The following is an 18,610-nucleotide window of genomic DNA, read 5'->3' on the forward strand; positions in this document are numbered from 1 at the left end:
GAGCGTGGGAACGATCCAGGTGACCGGGTGATTCAGGTCAGGTCGGGGCGACTTGATCCAACGCTTGATCGACCAATAAACCACTCATTTCCAGCAGTTGATGGATCGCCAGAAGCAAACTTCGCTGTGGTCCTTCAAGCTCAAAAGCCAGGCTACTGGCCATTTCACGGGCACTGTTCAAGGTTTCGCTGGCATTGGCGAGTAATGTTTCAGTGTCAGTATTTGGGGTCACAGCGAAAAGCGCGGTAGGCGGCTTTATAGGCGATTCAGAAAAACAGGCAGTCATTTTTACCATGGTGCATTCCTTGGATTTACAAGATGTTTGCTCCTTAAATTCGAGCCGCCAAACTCGTGTACCGCATAAGCGAAGCCCGGAGAAGGTAAGCCACTGAATGACGCTCCTGCAACCCCACCAACCTGTGAGAAGTTTCCGATAGGGCAAACCAGCATTTGCCAGCTACATTGAAAAGCCACTACCCAAAGCCCATGGATTGGCTTATGCTTTTAGCTGTATATAAATACAGTGGTCGCAAAAACGCTTGGCGACACTCGAACCAAGGGCAACTCCCTTCAATACTGCACCGATGACGAGGCCGAAAAATGGCTGTTGAAACCCTGTATCGCAGTACCCGTGACCTGGAGACTACATTCGTGGATCGCAAACTTGCCGACGCACACGACCAGATGCTTGAACTGGCAGAGTCCCTGATGGAAGTGCTGTTGAAAAACGTCGAAGGCTTGAGCGAGAAGCAGGCTGAAGATGCCGGTATTTTCATGGCCAAGAACCGCGCGGCGTTTGCGGCGGCGTTCAAGAACAATGCGAGTGCATTGGCGGAGATTGGGCAGCCAGCGGCTGAGTGATGCATTGCCAGTAGTGGCGAAAGGGCTTGCTGTGGCAGAGGGCGCTTGCTGTGGCAGAGGGAGCTTGCTGTGGCGAGGGAGCTTGCTCCCGCTGGGCTGCGCAGCAGACCCAAAAGCTTGGGAGCGCTGCGCACTCCAGCGGGAGCAAGCTCCCTCGCCACAGCAAGCTCCCTCACCACAACAAGCTCCCTCGCCACAGGTTAAGCGTTGATGCCTTTCACATGTGTCATGCCTGCCACAAGGTCTTGCCGAAGAACGTCAACGTGCGGTCCCACGCCAGTTGCGACCAGGCGGCATCGTATTGCGTGTCTGCAATCCGACCATCACCAATCGCCGTCTCGTTGGCAAACGCATGGCGCGCCAGGTAGCGATGGAAAGTCGCGTCCACACCCGCAGCATGCAGTTTTGACTCCAGCTCCGCCACGGTGTCGATATTGAAGAAGGCATCCTGCGTGCCCCAATGCCCGATCAGCGGCGCCTTGATCTTCGAAGCATCCAGATACTCCAGCGGCGGGAAGCCGTACCACACCACGCCCGCAGCCACTTCCGGAATCGCGTTCAACGCCAGCAACGTCAACGCCCCGCCCATGCAGTAACCGGTCACACCGACTTTTTTCGAATCCGCCTGCAAGTACTGCACAGCACCCTTGATGTCCTGAGAAACCGCGTCACCAAAATCCAGCCCATCCATCAGGTGGTGAGCCTCTTCCTCTTCCACGGTCGACGCGCCGCGATAAAGGTCCGGCACCAACACGCGGTAACCGCATTCGGCCAGTCGATTGGCCACGCCCTTGATCTGATCGTTTACGCCCCACCATTCCTGGATCACCACGATCGCCGGCGCGCCTTCGAGTACGGCCGGGCTGGCCAGGTAGCCGTTGACGTCAGCGCCATCCGGGCGTTTGAAGGTGATCATGCGCCCGCTGGAGCGCCCTGCTGTTTGTTTGGACATGCCAACCTCGTTCTGGTGGGTTTGAAAAAGTAAGCCTGCAACAGAGATATCTGTATTTACCCGTGAACGCCACTGCGGGTGTATCAGAGTGTGTATGGATACCCCTGAGATACACACGTACCGGCAATCGCGGCAGCGCGACACACGACAGATACACATCGGCGCTTAAGTGATGAAGCCTGTTCAACATTCAATCACCCAGGGCCCGGAAAATAAAATGAATAACCTCCCTTCTGTCGACCGTCTCACCGTCACCTCCTACACCAATGGGCTGCTCGGCCCCAGCCAGAAAATGCTCGGCCCGCTGGCCGACGGTGGCACCTTGATCACCGGCACCCCGCCCGGTTGCTGGGGCCCGATGATCACGCCGGCCTTTGAGGGTGGCCATGAAGTGACCCAGCCCGTGTTCATCGCCGGCGCCGACATCGGCGACGCGGTGGCGCTGAAGATCAAGCGCATGCGCGTCACCTCCCTGGCCACGTCCTCGGGGGTCATGAGTTTTGTCGAAGGGCGTTACCACGGCGACCCGTTCGTCGCGAAGTTCTGCTCCAACTGCGGGCAAGAGCATCCCGCCAGCCACGTCGAAGGCATTGGCGATGACGCCATTCGTTGCGATGCCTGTGGCGCCGAGGTCAGTGCGTTTCGTTTCAGCAATGGTTACGTGATCGTTCTGGATGCCGAGCATCAGGTGAGCCTGACGGTCAATCAGGCCGTGGCGGATCGCCTGGCCGGCAAGGCATCGGACATGTCGGCGCTGCCCGAACTGTCTGCCCAGCACTCGATCCTGTCCCTGGCCCGCGCCGATATCCCGGGCCTGGCCGCGCATATGCGCCCATTCCTGGGCAACATCGGCACCACGCCTTCACGGGATCTGCCGGATTCCCACAACTGCGGCGACTTCGGCCAGTACCTGGTGGGCGCGCCCCATCGCTACAGCATGACCCACGATGAACTGCACGCCGCGAAAACCGATGGCCACATGGACACCAATTCCGTGCGCGAAGGCTGCATCCTGATCTGCCCGGTGAAGGTCCCCGGCGCCGGGGTGTACATGGGCGATATGCATGCTCAACAGGGCAATGGCGAAATTGCCGGGCATGCCACCGATGTGTCGGGGGAAACCGAACTGACGGTGCAGGTGATCAAGGGCCTGAGCCTAGACGGGCCGATCCTGCTGCAAAACCTCGATGACCTGCCGCCCATGGCGCGCCCGATGACCGCGGAGCAACGCCTGCGGGTGAAGGCACTGGGGGAGCGCTGGGGCCAGGTGGAGATCGAGGAGAACGCGCCCATCACCTTCATCGGCAGTGGGACCAATCTCAACGTCGCGACAGACAACGGACTGGAACGCGCCGCCGCCGTGACCGGGCTGCCGCTCGACGAAGTGCGCAACCGCGCGACCATCAACGGCTCGATTGAAATCAGCCGCCTGCCGGGAACCGTGCGGGTCACGATTCTGTGCCCGATGCACATCCTTGATCGTATGGGCGTGGGCCAACTGGCCCGGGAGAAATATCAGCTTTGACCCGCCTCAGCGGTACAGCAAGCGCTCCGCCAGCTCATCCGCTACCCGCGCGGGTGAGCGTTTTTCAGCCTGGGCATGGGCGAAGATCTCGGTCAGGCGTGTACCGATGTTCGACAGGTGCGCGGTGATGGTTTCCAGCTCCGCGCCGCCGTGCTTGAGGGCCACGTAGATCAGCCCACCGGAGTTGATCACGTAGTCCGGCGCGTAAAGAATCCCACGGCCTTCCAACTGATCGGCCACTTGCAGGTTGGTCAGTTGCGCACTGGCGGAGCCGGCCACCGCTGCGCATCGCAACTGCGCGACCGTGTAGCGGTTGAACACCGCGCCCACACCACAGGGCGCAAGGATATCGCATGGGGTGCTGAGCAAGGCTTCGTTGGCAATCGGGTGCGCACCCAGTTGTTCCATCGCCAGTTGCACCTTGCCGTGGTCGATGTCGCTCACCAGCAATTCAGCCCCGGCGGCGTGCAGTTGCTCGGCCAGGGCATAACCGACGTTGCCCAGGCCCTGGATCGCCACGCGCAGACCTTCCAGATTATCGCTGCCCAGGCGAGCCATCGCGGTGGTGCGGATGCCGGCGAACACGCCCATCGCCGCGTGGGGCGAGGGATCGCCGGCCGCCGTGGTGCTGGTGACATAGCGGGTCTGCTGGGCGATGCAATCCATGTCGGCCACCGAGGTGCCGCTGTCGATGGCGGTGATGTAGCGGCCATCCAACTGCTCGATGCAGCGGCCGAAGGCTTCAAACAATGCCGCGCGGCTTTCCACATGGGCGGGGCGAATGATCACCGCATTGCCGCCACCCACCGGCAAACCGGCCAGCGCGGCCTTGTAGCTCATGCCCTGGGCCAGGCGCGCGGCATCCGCCACGGCACTTTCATCGTCGGGGTAAGAGAGGTAGCGGCAGCCTCCAAGGGCGGGACCCAGGCGGCTGTTGTGGATGGCAATGACCGCCTTCAACCCGGTGGCCGGGTCAACGCTCAGGTGCAGCGATTCAAGGCGGGTGCTGTGCATGAGCGCAAACATCGTCAAGCTCCCGAATCACTTCTGGTAGGCGCCAAGTATAGGACTGCCAGCGAAACCCTGCTGAAGCGCGCAGGAATAAGACCACCGGTTTTAAAGGGTTTGCGACATAAACAGGTAGGACCTGTCTTAAGGCACTGGACGAAAGTTCACAGCAAGGCTAAAACGAGACATCCGCCGGAGAACCCAATGAAGCCCCGCGACGCCTTTTTTGCCTGCCTGGAACGGTCACCGCCCGCGCTGTTTGAAGCCGCGCTGTGGATGGCGGCCGAGCACGACCCGGTGGTGGACCCCTTGGCCATCCTGCAGGACTTCAAGGTATTGCAGCAATTGGTCAGCCTCAGCATGCCGATGCTGCCGGCGGATGAACTCGGACAACCGTTGCTGCGGCGCATGAACGACCTGGGGTTCGCCCAGGATGACCACACCCCGCTGCGCCCCGCCGCCGCGCTGCTGGACAAGGTGTTGAAGCGTAAACGCGGCCAGCCACTGGCATTGGGGCTGATCGCCCTGGAGCTGGCGCGGCGCCTGGACATCCCCTTGGTCGGCGTCAACTTCCCGGGGCACTTCCTGTTGCGCGTGCCGGGCGCCGATCACCTGCTCGACCCCTGCGGCGGCCGACGCCTGTACCCCAACGATTGCCGCGACCTGCTGACCCGCCAGTACGGGCCCAATCTCAAGTTGCAGGCCGACCACCTGCACACCGCCGAGCCGCGATCGATCCTGCAACGGCTGTCGCGTAATCTGCGCCAGTTGCACCTGTCCAACGACGACCACCTGGCCGCTCTGGTGGATGCCGAACGCGTGCTGGAGCTGGGCAATGCCAGCGCCGCCGATTACCTGGCCCGGGCCAGTTTGTATCAGCGCCTGGATTGCCCGAACGCCGAGCGTTTTGACCTGGAACACGCATTGATGCTCAGCGAAGACCCGATCCAGCGTCTACGCCTGACCGAACGGCTGGGCCATTTGCCGCCGAACTCTGTGGTGCATTGACTGGCGAGCGCACCTGGATAATCAACAACGCCGCTATCACCGCCGGAATCGCGCAGAAGAAGAAAATCTGCTGCACCGGTATGTGCATCGCCAGCAGCAGGCTGCCGAACAGCGGCCCCAGGATCGACCCGAACCGCCCGACACCCAGTGCCCAGCCTGTACCGGTGGCCCGCACGTGAGCCGGGTAGAAGTTACTGGCGAACGCGTTCAGGGTCAGTTGACCGCCGATGATGCAGAAGCCCGCCGCAAACACGCAGGCCACCAGATAGCGCGGATTGTCGTGATTCAGCCCCAGCAGGATGGTGCACACCGCAGCCGCTGCCAGCACGCCGGACAGTAGGCGCACTTTGCTTTTGAGCCGGTCGGCAAACCAGGCCATGCCGATGGCGCCCAAGGTCCCGGCGAACAGGAACATCGAGGTCACCAGGTTGGCCTCATTCAGGCCCAGGCCGCTTTCCAGCAACAGCGAAGGCAGCCAGCTGATCATGAAATACAGCAGGATCAGGCTGACAAAAAACGTCGCCCACAGCAGCAAGGTCGGGCGCGCATAACCATGGCGGAACAGCTCCACCACCGTCAGTTTGCTGCCTTGCTCCTGGCGGTTTTCAGCCTCGCTCGCTGGCGGCGGTTGCCAGCCTGGCAGCATTCGCGCGGTGACTTTTTGCAGGCGCGCATACGGCGGTGCATCACGCAGCAGGCGTGGCAGGGATTCGGGCAACATCCAGGCAAGAAACGGAAACAACAGCAAGGGCGTCACACCACCGGCGAGGAACACCGCCTGCCAGCCGAAACTGTCGATAAACCCGGCCGCGACAAAACCACCGGCCGCACCGCCGAAAGAAAAGCCACAGGCGGCGAGCGTCACCATCAATGTTCGCAGGCGGGGTGGTGAGTATTCCGACATGAGGGCCATGGCGCTGGGCATTGCACCGCCCATGCCGATGCCGCAGATAAAGCGGGCGGCCATCAAGGTATTGAGAGAGTTGGCGAACACCATCAGCACCGTGAGGCTGGCGTAGATCAACACACAGCACAGCAGGATGCGCCGCACCCCGAAGCGATCCGCCAGCGGCGTGACGGCCAGGGAGCCCAGCGTCAGCCCCAGCAGGTTGGCGCTGAACACCGGGCCGAACGCGGCTTTTTCCAGGCCCCAGTCCTTGGCCAGCGCCGGTACTACGTAGCCCAGGACCTGGGCGTCGTAGCCGTCGGTGACCAGCAACAGTGCCAGCAACAGGAGAATCAACCACTGATAGCGCGACACCGGACGGGCGTCGAGTGCCGCACGAAAGCTGGCAATCTGATTGTGCATCGCAAGGGACCTGTATTGTTTTTATATATTTTGGACACGCTGAACATCATATGTGGGAGCGGGCTTGCTCGCGAAAGCGGTATGCCAGTCAATACATCTGCTGACTGATACACCGTATTCGCGAGCAAGCCCGCTCCCACATTTGGCCGGTGTGAGCCTGGAGATTTATGGGGTATCCGGTTGGTTGGCGGGATGAGCCGCCATGAACGCCGGATGCTGCGCCGCCAACCCCGCCACCCGCTGAATGCGCGGGTACGCCGCCAGCGACACCTTGAACCGCTCGGCCGCATACAACTGTGGAATCAGGAACGTATCCGCCATCCCCGGCTGCTCGCCAAAGCAGTAACCCTGATCACCGATCAACTGCTCCACCGCCGCCAGGCCCTGGCTGATCCAGTGCCCGATCCACTCCAGCACCTGCGCTTCATCGTGCCCCCATTGCTTGAGCAGATTCTGGGTACTGGAGTTGTGCAGCGGATGAATGTCGCAACCGATGATCGACGCCACCGCGCGCTCATGGGCGCGGGTTGCCAGATCCGTGGAGAGCAACGGCACCTGTGGATAACGTTCCTCCAGGTACTCGATGATTGCCGGCGACTGAATCAACACATCACCCTCATCGGTGCGCAAGGCCGGCACGCGACCTTGCGGGTTGATCGCCAGGTACTCCGGCTGATGGTTGGCGCCGCCCTTGGGCACCAGCAGGTTGACCGGCACGGCGGTGAAGTCCAGGCCCTTGAGGGCCAGCGCGATCCGCACCCGGTAGGACGAAGTGGAGCGGTAGTAGGTATAGAGTTCCATGGCCCTGCCCTCTCAGCGCGCCGCGACCACGGTACCCCGGCATTCGCCGAAGCCGATGGAGGCAAAACCGTCGCGGGTGCAGCGGGCACGCAGGATGATTTCGTCGCCGTCTTCGAGGAATTTCCGCACCTCGCCGGAGGCCAGTTCGATCGGCTTTTTACCGCCCTCGGTGATTTCCAGCAGGCTGCCGAATTGCCCGGCTTCCGGCCCCGACAAGGTGCCCGAACCGAACAGGTCACCCGCCTGCAACTGGCAGCCGTTGACGCTGTGGTGCGCAACCATCTGCGCGACGGTCCAGTACATGTGTTGGGTGTTGCTCAGGGTCAAGCGATGAGCCGGCAGGTTCTGCTCACGCATCGAGGCGGTGGTCAGCAGCACTTCCAGTTCGATATCAAAACCACCGGCAGCCTGGTCGCGCTTGTCCAGCAAGTATGGCAGTGGTTGCGGGTCGCCTTCAGGGCGCGCCGGTTGTGCCTTGCGGAACGGTTCCAGGGCTTCAGCCGTCACCACCCATGGCGAAATACTGGTGATGAAACTCTTCGACAGGAACGGGCCCAGCGGCTGGTATTCCCAAGCCTGGATATCCCGCGCCGACCAGTCGTTGAGCAGGCAGAAACCGGCGATGTGATCAGCCGCGTCGCCGATGGCAATCGAGTCGCCCATGGCATTGCCCTGGCCGATCCAGATGCCCAGCTCCAGCTCGTAGTCCAGGCGTGCGCAGGGGCCGAAGGTCGGCTCGGTTTGACCGGCTGGCAGGGTCTGGCCTTTCGGGCGGCGGACCTCGGTGCCCGACGGGCGAATCGTCGACGCGCGGCCGTGGTAGCCGATCGGCACATACTTGTAGTTGGGCAGCAGCGGGTTGTCCGGGCGGAACAGCTTGCCGACGTTTTGCGCGTGCTCGATGCCCACGTAGAAGTCGGTGTAGTCGTTGATCCTGGCCGGCAGGTGCATCTGGCAATCGGCAGCCGGGTGCAGCGCAGCTTGCAGTTTGCCTTGCTGGTCGCTGCCTTCGGCCAACAGTTCCAGCAGGCGTTCGCGCAGGGCCACGCGCGGGCCACGGCCGAGTTCGAAAAATGCGTTCAGTTGGCCGCCAGCGGTGGCTTCAACGGCCCGGCGGGCTTCGCCTTCAAAGCATTCCAACGCGGCGTGCAGATCAAGAATCTGCTCGCCAATCGCCACGCCACTGCGCGGTGCCGAGCCATTAAGGCTGAACACCCCCAACGGCAGGTTTTGCAGCGGGAAATCCCGGTGACCGTTGGCGGAAACCACCCAACTGCGGGTGAGATTAGGCTGCGTCATGGGTTATCTCCGATTCGGGTTGAAGGTTGCGGGCAGTGAGGCCCAGCAAGCGTCGTAGGAAGGTTGCAGCTGCGAGCATTCAAGGGCGAACTGGGTGGGACGCAGCACCTGGCTGGTCTCGAACATGAACGCCATGGTGTTATCAATCTTGTGGGGCTCAAGCGTCGCGTTGATGGCTTTGGTGCAGGTCTCGCCATCCGGGCCGTGGGCGCTCATGCAGCTGTGCAACGACGCGCCGCCGGGCACGAAGCCTTCGGCCTTGGCGTCGTAGGCACCCTGGATCAGGCCCATGTATTCGTTCATCAGGTTGCGGTGGAACCACGGTGGCCGGAAGGTGTTTTCGGCGACCATCCAGCGGGGCGGGAAGATCACGAAGTCGAGGTTGGCCAGGCCGTGCACGCTGGTGGGCGAGGTCAATACGGTGAAGATCGACGGGTCCGGGTGATCGAAGCTCACGGTGCCGATGGTGTTGAAACGACGCAGGTCGTATTTGTACGGCACGTTGTTGCCGTGCCACGCCACCACGTTCAGCGGCGAATGGTCGAGCTGGCAGCCCCACAGTTCACCGAGGAATTTCTGCACCAGCGTGGTCGGTTGCTTGAGGTCTTCGTAATGGGCGACGGGCGTGAGGAAATCCCGTGGGTTGGCCAGGCCGTTACTGCCGATAGGACCAAGGTCCGGCAGGCGCAGTGGCGCGCCATGGTTCTCGGCGACGTAACCGCGGGCCTGGGCATCCAGCAGTTCGACGCGGAATTTCAGGCCGCGGGGCAGCACGACGATTTCCAGTGGCTCGACTTCCAGCACACCCAGTTCGGTCGCAATGCGCAGGCGGCCCTGTTCGGGAACGATCAACAGTTCGCCGTCCGCGTTGAAGAACACGCGGTCCATCGAACGGTTGGCGCGGTAGTTGTAGATGCTGATGCCCGAGGGTTTTTCCGATCCGGAATTGGCGACCATGCCTACAAGGCCATCGATGAAATCTGTCGGCTCACCCGGAATATCCAGCGGGTTCCAGCGCAGGCGGTTGGGCGTCACAGCACCCAGCGGTCCACCGGCCAATTGCCGTTCCAGCTTGACGAACGCCGGGTGATTGGCCGACGGCTGGATGCGGTACAACCAGGTGCGCCGGGCTTCGCTGCGGGCCATGGTGAAGGCGGTGCCGGAAAAGAGTTCGGTGTACAGCCCGTAGGGCGCTTTCTGCGGGGCGTTCTGGCCGACGGGCAATGCACCGGGCAAGGCTTCAGTGGCAAATTCATTGCCAAAACCCGATTGGTATTCGAGGGTCATGGATCGTCCTCTGAGCGGAAGTTGTTTTTATCGTAATCCAGTTACGCATAACGTAATTTGATACCTGTTGACCGTCAAGCTATAAAGACGCCCATTCGTCTTTCGGATTCATGCCTTCCATGGAAAAGCCGCCCGCCCCCCGCGACACCGGTAAACAGAAAGTCCGCTCGGCTGAAGTGGGCACCGACATCCTCAAGGCCCTGGCTGAACTGTCGCCGGCCACCTCGTTGTCGCGCCTGGCCGAGCACGTGCAAATGCCGGCGAGCAAGGTCCACCGCTATTTGCAGGCGCTGATTGCCTCGGGTTTTGCCGAACAGAACACCGCCACCAACCATTACGGCCTGGGCCGCGAAGCCTTGCGCGTGGGGCTGGCCGCGCTGGGCAGCATGGACGTGCTGAAAGTCGCCGCCCTGCCCCTGGCGGAACTGCGGGATGAGTTGAATGAAACCTGCTTCCTGGCCGTCTGGGGTAACCAGGGCGCGACGGTGGTGCATATCGAGCCGGCGGTGCGCGCGGTGACGGTGGTCACGCAATTGGGCTCGGTGTTGCCGTTGCTCAGTTCGTCCACCGGGCTGGTGTTCAGTGCGTTCCTGCCGTCGCGGGAAACCGTGGAGTTGCGCGAGCGGGAGATTCAGGCGGGCGTTGCCCATGCGTTGGCGGATGACCAGGAATACGCGACCACCTGTGAGCAGATCCGCCAGCGCGGCTTGCACTTTGTGCATGGTTTGCTGATGCCGGGTGTGGACGCGTTGTCGGCGCCGGTGTTCAACGCGGTCGGGCAAGTGGCGGCGGTGTTGACCGTGGTGGGGCCGACGTCGCTGTTCCATGCCGATGAAGACGGCCCGGCGGCGAAGCGTTTGCTGGCGGCGACCCAGGCGGTGAGTTGGCGCATGGGTTATCAGCCCTGACGCTCAGTATCAGGCACCCAACAGAACAAAATGTGGGAGCGGGCTTGCTCGCGAATGCAGTCTGTCAGTTAAAGCATCAGTGACTGATACACCGCATTCGCGAGCAAGCCCGCTCCCACATTTGATCTTCATTGTTTGACGAATAGTGCATGGCTTCAAGCCATCAAGCCCAGCGTCTTGGCTTTCGCCACCGCCTGGGTACGCCGCTCCACCCCCAACTTGCTGTGAATCCTCCGCGCATGGGTTTTTACCGTGTGCAGCGAGATAAACAATTGGCTGGCAATTTCCAGATTGGAATTGCCCTGGGCAATCAGTTGCAGCACCTCAAGCTCGCGCTGGCTCAGGGGATTTTCCCCCGCCGCCGCCGGGCATTCCTGCGGTTCCAGCCCCAATGCACTCAACAACCCCGGTTGCCTGAGGCGCAGCTCGCGAATCGCCTGCTGTACCTGGCAACGCCCCGCCAGTTCCAATCCGGCTTCCAGCGAGCGCACGGCCAACGGGCGATCGCCGACTTGCCAGGCCACTTCCCCCAGCACCAAGTGCAACTCCGCTTCCAGGCACAGCATGCCCCGCTGACGGGCGGCCTCCAGTAACGCACTCAGGCGGGCGACAGGCTCTTCGGCGCGATGCAATTTCACTTCGGCCAGCACCTGCAAATATTCAAGCCTGGGGATCAACTCCAGGGTGGCCGGCGGTGCTTGTTTCGCCTTGGGGCCACGGTAGTGCCGCAGCACCCGGGTCACCGCCTCCAGGGTCAGTTCGGCGCGACCCTGTTGCAGCCAGAAATGCCCGCTGAGCAACAGCAATACGGCGCGATAGACGGTGTCGGGCACCTGGCGTTGCTGCATCAGGCGTTCAGCGTCGCGCAACTGGATAAACGCCTGGGCGTAATCGCCCTTGTTGGCGGCCAATAGCGCCAGTCCCAGGTAGCCGTAGAGCACGCGTTTGTCCTGGCTGTGCAGGCACATGCCCAGGCCGGATTCGAAGCATTCGGCGGCCACGGCGTCGTGGCCCTGGCGCAGCGCCAGGTGCCCACGTCGCAAGCAAATCCGTCCCATCAACGGCCCGGCTTTAAGCCGCTGTTGCACCAACATGCGCTGCACAGTTTCCAGCAGGCTCTGGGCCCGATACGGCGCACCGCGCTGCTCCAGCAACTGCGCATGATCGAGCTCCAACAATGCCTCCAACAGCAGTGAGCCGTGGGAGCGCGCCAGGCACAACGCCTCGCGGTTCCGCGCCTGGGCCACGTCCAGCTCGCCACGCAGCAAGGCTTGCTGGGTCAGGCCCGACAGGCACATCAGGCGCGACGTCCAGGCGCTCTCGGGCAAGTCTTGCAGGGCTTCGAGAAAATGTTCCCGGGCCCGTGCGGCTTCGCCGCCCAGATGCAACAGCCAGCCCCATTGCGCCTGCCAGCGGGCCAGCAGATAACGCTGCAGGTGCGCGGTCGGTTGCGGAGTGAAACGCGCCAGTTGGTCAATGCACAACGCCGCCTGGTCGAAACGCCCGGCAAACAGCAACGCCGCCGTTACCAAGCCCACCAGTTGCGCCGAGCCCAGCATCAATTCATCGCCATGCTGCTCATGCAGGCGCAACAACAGCACCGCATTTTGCTGGCGGAACAGGTCTTCAAAACTGAAGTGCTGCAACAGGCTCACGGCAACTTCGTACTCTTCGGCCAGCAGCGCCTGCTCAAACGCGGCCTGCCAGTCCTCGGCGGCGGTAAACCATTGGCACGCGCGCCGGTGCCAGGAGCGCCTGGCTGGCCAGGGTTCGGCGCGCATCAGTTGGGCCAGTGGCGGGAAGACTTGCAGCCAGTCGGTGGACTCTTCCCAGGGCTCGATAAAGGCGCCCAGCGTCTGCAAGTCTCGCAGGTAGTCGCCACCGTCACCAAAGCCGAACAGGTGGTCACACAAGCTCGGGTTGAAGCGTGGCAGGTGCGCGAGCACGCGCCAGGCCTCAGCCAATTCCGGCGCCAGGCCCGTGAACAGTTCGTGTTGCAGGTAGTCGAGCAAGGTTTTGTCCGGGTGCCCGTCGCCTTCAAGCAATCCGATACGCACTCCGGCGCACCAGCCGGCGCTGAACTGCAATACCTTGTCGGCGCTGGGCCCGGCCAAGTGCTGGATTTCGCTGGGGTCAAACGCCAACTCGGCAGCGCTGCATTCCCACAGTTCATCATCAAGCAACAGCCGGGGCCAGTTGCAGGCCGGCCGCCGCCGCGCGCCGATCCACCAGGTCAAGGCCGGGCTGCTGGCGGCCAGAATGCGGTCAAGCAACCCATCCAGTTCAGGCGCCGGCACGCGGCAGAAGTCATCGAGAAACAACCAGGCCGGCGCTTGCCAGCGGTTCAGGGCCAGCAGCAACGTGGGCTCATCAACAAAGTCGAGGCCAAGGCTTTGCGCCAGGCGCTGACACAAATCCGAGGCCACGCCATTCAGCGGCAACCAGTACACCTGGCACTGCGAAGGCGCCTGCAACGCGCACTCGGCGAGCAATGCACTCTTGCCGCTGCCGGCCGGGGCGCAGAGCAACTTCACCCGTGCCGTGGCGTTGAGCAGCGGCACGGCCAGGCGCGGGCGCAACAGATGATGGGGAGACAAGCGTGGCATGAATCCAGGACGATCCAGACAACGGGTCATGGCGGTCATTACTGCGTCCCTGTTTTTTATTATTAGGCGGCGTGCGCCCTACCCTAGTCCTGTGGCTGGCGGTTGTTGAGGAGTATTCAGCAGGCTGATTGGCGGGCATAAAAAAGCCGGGAGCCAAAAGGCCACCCGGCACTCGTTCTAAAGGTGGAACACCGTAAATGTGGGAGCGGGCTTGCTCGCGAAGGCGGTGTATCAGTCACTGATGCTTTAACTGACAGACCGCCTTCGCGAGCAAGCCCGCTCCCACAGTTTCATCGTATTTCAATCAGGTTTTAGCGCACGCCTTCCGAGCGCAATGCTGCCGGCGTGTAGTCGGCCGCCTTGGCCGCAAAGCCGAACACAAAGCTGCTCTTCTCTTCGTTCTTCATGCCCAGGGCGATGTAGCGCCCGGCGATGATGTCGTACAGGGTTTCGACGGTGTAGGCCGGCACCTGATGGTCGTAGTAGAACTGCGCGTGACCTTCAGCAACACGCCACAGCTGGCCGCGGCCGTCGTAGTGGTCCACCAGCGCCACCTGCCAGCTGTCTTCGTCGATGTACATGTGGCGCTTGGCGTAGATGTGCCGCTCGCTCGGCTTGACCGTGCCGATCACTTCCCAGACCCGGTGCAGCTCGTAGCGGGTCAGGTCCTGGTTGATGTGGCCGGCCTTGATGATGTCGTCGTACTTGAGGGTCGGCGAATCGAGCTTGTAGCTGTTGTAGGGAATGTACATCTCCTTCTTGCCCACCAGCTTCCAGTCGTAGCGGTCGGGGGCGCCGGAGAACATGTCGAAGTTATCCGAGGTGCGCAGGCCGTCGGCCGCAGTGCCCGGCCCGTCGTAGGCCACTTGCGGCGCACGGCGTACCCGGCGCTGGCCGGCGTTGTAGACCCAGGCCAGGCGCGGTTCCTTCACCTGGTCGAGCGTCTCATGCACCAACAGTACGTTGCCGGCCAGGCGCGCCGGGGCGGTCACCGATTGTTTGAAGAAGGTCAGTACGTTGGCGCCCTTGACCGGGTCCATGTCCGGGATCAGTTGCGGCACGGCCACTTCTTCCTCGAAACGGATCGGCGTGTAGCTGCCGTTGGTCTGCGGCGTGGCCTGGGTGATGATGCGGCGCAGGTTGCCGCCGTGGTAACGGGTGATGTGGTTCCACAGCACTTCCACGCCATTTTTCGGAATCGGGAAGGCGTAGTAGCGGTTGCCGGTGAAATTTTCCAGGCCATTGCCGTCGTTGATCGCGTGTACGTTGAGCGCGCTGCGCTTGATCGACTCGTAGATCTCCGGCGGCAGGTTGACCGTGCGGTGGGTCGGGTACACGGGGATCTTGTAGGTTTGCGGGTAGCGCTTGAACATCGCCACCTGGCCTTCGGACAGTTTGTCCTTGTACTTGTCGACCGTAGCGGCGGTGATCACGAACAGCGGCTTTTCATTGGCGAACGGGTCAGCGAGGAAGCCCTTGCTGTCCACCGCCCCGGCGTTTTTCGGGATACCACCGGTCCATGCCGGGATCGAACCATCGGCGTTACCGGCCTTCTCGGCGCCCACCGGGGTCAGGGTAGTGCCGAGCTTGGCCGCTTCTTCCGGCGACACTGCGGCCATCACGTTGGCGGCCAACAGGCTCAGGGCCAACACCCCGCATTGCAGAATCATCTTGCGCATAGTCTTTTGTCCTTACTTAAGCCAAATCAGAAGTTCACGCCAAAGCTGAGGGCGATGAAGTCGCGGTCGGTGAGGGTGTTGTAGTCACCGCCAAAAAAGTCGGTGTAGCTCAGGCTCGCGGTGTAGGTGTTGCGGTAGTCCGCATCCACGCCGACGCTGATGGCCTTGGCGCCTTCGTTGAACAGGCCGTTGGGGCCGTAGCCGCTGACGTCCTGGGACCACGACACGTTGGGCTTGAGGTTGACCCCGGCGAATACGTTGTTGTAATCGAGGATGGCCCGGGCGCGATAACCCCAGGAGTTGGCCGTGACAAACCCATCGGTGTCGCCGCCGAAGCCGTACTGGCCGTAGACCGAGTCACGGCCATAACGCAGCTTGGATTTCGCCTCCAGCCCGCCGACGTGCACAAAGGCCGCCTCGCCCACCAGGGTCAGGCGTTCGGCGCCCAGTACCTGGTCGAAGAATTGGGTCATGGTGCTCTGGATCTGGGTGATTTCCTTGCGGCGGTAGCCGCCGTTGTCGGCGCCGAAGGAACTGCTGATCGGTGAAGCGGCGTTGCCGGCAATCGGGTTGACCAGGGCCAGCGTCAGGTCGGTGGTGTTGAGTTGTACGGGAGCATTCGGGCGGTAGCTGATTTCGCCGGTCCAGGCGGTGCCGGTGGGCAAGGTGGTGGAGAAACTGGCACCGAACAGGCGGATGTTTTCCGGGTAGTCGAGGTAATACTGGCCGCGACCGAGCATCGTGCTTTGCGCCAGGCCGGCCCCGGTACCCGGGGCGATCCCGTTGGCCGCGTTGGCAATAGCGCCAATGGTTGCCAGGTTGGTGTTGGCGGTGATGGTACCGACGGTGGGCGTGCGGCTGTGATAGTTCATGAAGTACAGGCCGTACTCGGTGTCATCTCCCAGCCAGCGCAACGCCATGCCGAACTGGCCGCCATCGCGCGCCTCGCGGTCTTTTGCACGCTGCACCACTACGCCTTCTTTCGTAACCTGGAAGCCCTGGCCAAACGCCGCCGCTACCGGTTGCAATGGTGCAATCGCCGGGCTGCCGACGGTGTAGTTGCCGTTGCAGCCATGGGCCACCACGTCGTTACCGAAGAAGGTGCCGCAGTTGTCCACCACGGTGTTTTCCCAGTTCAACTGGTAGAAACCTTCCACGCTCAACTGGTTGGTGAGGCTTTGGGAGGCGAACACCATGTTGACCGGAATCAGGCCTTCCTTGATCTCGGCGCCAGGGCGGCGGAACGCGGAAACGTCGATGGGGTTGATGCTGTTGATGGAGTTGCCGATGAACGTACTTTCCCCCCAACTGACCACCTGTTTACCGACGCGCACGTTGCCCGGCAAATCGCCGATGGAATAGTTGTGATAGACAAATGCATCGAGTAATTCGTAGCCGGAAGAGCGCGCGCCTTCGTCGCGGTGGTTATTGCTGATCTGCTTGAATTCGCGGTCTTCGTCCTGCAGTTCGAAGTCGTACCAGTACTTGCCGCGCACGAACACGCCGCTGTCGCCGTACTTGAGTTCCAGGTCGTGGATGCCCTTGAAGATCTTGGAGAAGGTCTCACCCTTCTTGAAGTTCAGGCGACCATCATCGCCGGTGGAAGCCTGGCCCGTTCCGCCGTTGGGAATGCCCACCAGCTTCTTGTCGGCATCGCGCATGCCCCAGCTGGCACCGACCGACAGCGAGGAATCGAATTGCCCTTCGATCTCGCCGATGTTGAACGAAACAGCCTGCGCCTGGGCACAGCAACCCAAAGCAACCGCAGCGGCCAGCGCCTGTGGCCTGAAGATGGCGCGCATTGTTGTTTTTGTCATGCGTCTTCCCCGGTGGTGTGACAGAAGGCCCCACCCTACTGCCCGCGATCAGGAGCGATAAGCGCACCAAGGAGGTATTCGTGTTGTCGCTCGAAAGGATGAGAGGGCGCTCTGGCCGGGGTCTTGGAGAGGCCATGGACGAGATGGATGAAGGATTATCAGGGGGATGGATGAGGTGTTATTGCCACTGTTGCGGGTTTGGTAACAGTCCTTGTCTCGAATCGCTATTTTTCATTTTGTAACAAAAGCCTATTCTTGCCTGGCTTTCAGGGCAAACCGCCCGCTTCCAGAACCTGGAGGAACAGCCAGTTTTTTTATGGATTGATCAATATTTTCAATCTGTTACCGGTGTTCACTGACGTTGATTTATTGCTCCTTGATCAAACGTCTTACTTCAGCCGCTGCCTTTGCAGCGGCTTTTTTTATGCCTGAAATACAGCGGGGCGCCATGGCGCCCCGCTTGATTAAAACTTTTTCACGTAATGATCACAGGCTGTACTTCTGCAGGTTGGCCATCATCTCCTTCAAGGCCTCGATGTTGTCCTTGGGGTGAGCGGCCCCGTCGAAGTCACAGATTTGCTGCCAGTGGGCGGCGACATCATCCGGGGAGAACCCGGCTTCAGGATCAAACCCAACCCCCAGGCTGCGCTCCCAGCGGGTCTTGCCGATCCAGCCGCCGCCCACCTCAAACAGCCCGGAGGTTTCCTGACACGCCTCGCTGCCCAGGTACACCACCAGCGGGCTGATCAATTCCGGCTTGAGGCGTTCGAAGACTTGCGGCGGGATCAGGCCTTCGGTCATGCGTGTACCACCGGTGGGGGCGATGGCGTTGACCAGGATGTTGTTCTTGCGGCCTTCCAGCGCCAGGGTGCGGGTCAGGCCGTACAGGCCGAGCTTGGCCATGCCGTAGTTGGACTGGCCGAAGTTGCCGTAGATACCGGAGGTGGAGGCGGTGAAGATCACCCGGCCGTAGGCTTGTTCACGCAGGTGGGGCCAGGCGGCGCGGGTGACTTTGTAGGCGCCTTCGACGTGTACGCGGTAGACCAGGTCCCAGTCGCTGTCTTCCATTTTGTGGAAGGTTTTGTCCCGCAGGATCCCGGCGTTGTTGACCACGACGTCGATGCGGCCGAAGGCGTCGAGGGCGTTCTGGACGATCTTGTCACCGTCGGTGACGGAGTCGTGGTTGGCCTCGGCGATGCCGCCGGCTTCGCGGATTTCGGCCACTACGCGGTCGGCCGCCGAGGCGTTGGCGCCTTCGCCCTGGGTTGAGCCGCCAAGATCGTTGACCAGCACTTTGGCGCCGTGTCTGGCGAACAGGAGTGCGTGGGCGCGGCCTAGTCCGCCGCCGGCACCGGTGACGATCACGACCTTGTCTTGGAACTGCACAGGCTCACTCATTGGGGACTCCAGGGGTGGTTAGGGGTGGATGGGTTGAGTGTCAGGCACGGGGCTTGTGGTCACAATAAATACGGTTGGGAGTGAATGGTGCGCGATAAGGCTGGGGGATGATTGGTGTGGGTTAGATGGGGGACATATCCGTTATTTAGGTA

Annotated in this window: 15 protein-coding genes; 4 read left to right on the top strand and 11 right to left on the bottom strand. The window is 61.8% G+C overall.

Going from position 1 to position 18,610, the window contains the following annotated elements:
• Nucleotides 1-37: 37 nt before the first annotated feature.
• Nucleotides 38-295, bottom strand: a complete 258-nt coding sequence (locus HX786_RS07185; RefSeq protein ID WP_008438570.1) for a DUF6124 family protein — start codon at nucleotides 293-295, stop codon at nucleotides 38-40.
• Nucleotides 296-600: 305 nt separating this feature from the next.
• Here HX786_RS07185 and HX786_RS07190 point away from each other — a divergent pair, with 305 nt between their 5' ends.
• Nucleotides 601-861 carry a YebG family protein gene (locus tag HX786_RS07190; RefSeq protein WP_003212789.1) on the top strand — a complete coding sequence of 87 codons (261 nt, stop codon included), beginning with the start codon at nucleotides 601-603 and terminating at the stop codon, nucleotides 859-861.
• 226 nt (nucleotides 862-1,087) lie between these two features.
• Here HX786_RS07190 and HX786_RS07195 read toward each other — a convergent pair whose 3' ends face one another.
• Nucleotides 1,088-1,813: a dienelactone hydrolase family protein gene (locus HX786_RS07195; protein ID WP_087695180.1), complete on the bottom strand. Its 726-nt coding sequence runs from the start codon at nucleotides 1,811-1,813 to the stop codon at nucleotides 1,088-1,090.
• Between the two features lie 217 nt (nucleotides 1,814-2,030).
• Between HX786_RS07195 and HX786_RS07200 the strand changes: the two genes are divergently transcribed.
• On the top strand, nucleotides 2,031-3,338 hold the full coding sequence (locus HX786_RS07200) for an acetamidase/formamidase family protein (RefSeq protein WP_102368149.1): 1,308 nt from the start codon (nucleotides 2,031-2,033) through the stop codon (nucleotides 3,336-3,338).
• Nucleotides 3,339-3,344: 6 nt separating this feature from the next.
• On the opposite strand, the gene HX786_RS07205 is transcribed toward HX786_RS07200, so the two are convergent.
• On the bottom strand, nucleotides 3,345-4,364 hold the full coding sequence (locus tag HX786_RS07205; RefSeq protein WP_010176963.1) for a Glu/Leu/Phe/Val dehydrogenase dimerization domain-containing protein: 1,020 nt from the start codon (nucleotides 4,362-4,364) through the stop codon (nucleotides 3,345-3,347).
• A 186-nt stretch (nucleotides 4,365-4,550) separates the two neighbouring features.
• On the opposite strand from HX786_RS07205, the gene HX786_RS07210 reads away from it, so the two are divergent.
• A complete protein-coding gene (locus HX786_RS07210; protein WP_178911879.1) occupies nucleotides 4,551-5,354 on the top strand; it encodes a SirB1 family protein in 804 nt (267 codons plus the stop codon).
• Here the strand turns inward: HX786_RS07210 and HX786_RS07215 are convergent.
• The 4 genes from HX786_RS07215 to hmgA all read right to left on the bottom strand — a co-directional run bounded on the left by HX786_RS07215 (nucleotide 5,278) and on the right by hmgA (nucleotide 10,050).
• Nucleotides 5,278-6,663: an aromatic acid/H+ symport family MFS transporter gene (locus HX786_RS07215; RefSeq protein WP_177008194.1), complete on the bottom strand. Its 1,386-nt coding sequence runs from the start codon at nucleotides 6,661-6,663 to the stop codon at nucleotides 5,278-5,280. The two genes, HX786_RS07210 and HX786_RS07215, sit on opposite strands and share 77 nt — an antisense overlap.
• Nucleotides 6,664-6,828: 165 nt before the next feature.
• Nucleotides 6,829-7,464, bottom strand: a complete 636-nt coding sequence (gene maiA / locus HX786_RS07220) for a maleylacetoacetate isomerase (protein ID WP_008438576.1) — start codon at nucleotides 7,462-7,464, stop codon at nucleotides 6,829-6,831.
• Nucleotides 7,465-7,476: 12 nt separating this feature from the next.
• Entirely contained in the window at nucleotides 7,477-8,763 is a 1,287-nt protein-coding gene (gene fahA / locus HX786_RS07225; RefSeq protein WP_003212801.1) for a fumarylacetoacetase, read from the bottom strand.
• Nucleotides 8,764-8,766: 3 nt separating this feature from the next.
• Nucleotides 8,767-10,050: a homogentisate 1,2-dioxygenase gene (gene hmgA / locus HX786_RS07230; protein ID WP_178911880.1), complete on the bottom strand. Its 1,284-nt coding sequence runs from the start codon at nucleotides 10,048-10,050 to the stop codon at nucleotides 8,767-8,769.
• 119 nt (nucleotides 10,051-10,169) lie between these two features.
• On the opposite strand from hmgA, the gene HX786_RS07235 reads away from it, so the two are divergent.
• The gene (locus tag HX786_RS07235; protein WP_008438587.1) at nucleotides 10,170-10,958 is read left to right on the top strand and encodes an IclR family transcriptional regulator; all 789 of its coding nucleotides are present in this window, start codon (nucleotides 10,170-10,172) and stop codon (nucleotides 10,956-10,958) included.
• A gap of 155 nt (nucleotides 10,959-11,113) precedes the next feature.
• On the opposite strand, the gene HX786_RS07240 is transcribed toward HX786_RS07235, so the two are convergent.
• The 4 genes from HX786_RS07240 to HX786_RS07255 all read right to left on the bottom strand — a co-directional run bounded on the left by HX786_RS07240 (nucleotide 11,114) and on the right by HX786_RS07255 (nucleotide 18,458).
• A complete protein-coding gene (locus HX786_RS07240; protein WP_178911881.1) occupies nucleotides 11,114-13,603 on the bottom strand; it encodes a LuxR C-terminal-related transcriptional regulator in 2,490 nt (829 codons plus the stop codon).
• A 272-nt stretch (nucleotides 13,604-13,875) separates the two neighbouring features.
• Nucleotides 13,876-15,243: a DUF1329 domain-containing protein gene (locus tag HX786_RS07245; protein ID WP_003212808.1), complete on the bottom strand. Its 1,368-nt coding sequence runs from the start codon at nucleotides 15,241-15,243 to the stop codon at nucleotides 13,876-13,878.
• 26 nt (nucleotides 15,244-15,269) lie between these two features.
• On the bottom strand, nucleotides 15,270-17,060 hold the full coding sequence (locus HX786_RS07250) for a DUF1302 domain-containing protein (RefSeq protein WP_178911882.1): 1,791 nt from the start codon (nucleotides 17,058-17,060) through the stop codon (nucleotides 15,270-15,272).
• A gap of 486 nt (nucleotides 17,061-17,546) precedes the next feature.
• Nucleotides 17,547-18,458, bottom strand: a complete 912-nt coding sequence (locus HX786_RS07255; RefSeq protein ID WP_008438591.1) for an SDR family oxidoreductase — start codon at nucleotides 18,456-18,458, stop codon at nucleotides 17,547-17,549.
• Nucleotides 18,459-18,610 lie beyond the last annotated feature (152 nt).

The sequence above is a fragment of the Pseudomonas sp. 21615526 genome (assembly GCF_013386245.1).
Taxonomy (GTDB): domain Bacteria; phylum Pseudomonadota; class Gammaproteobacteria; order Pseudomonadales; family Pseudomonadaceae; genus Aquipseudomonas.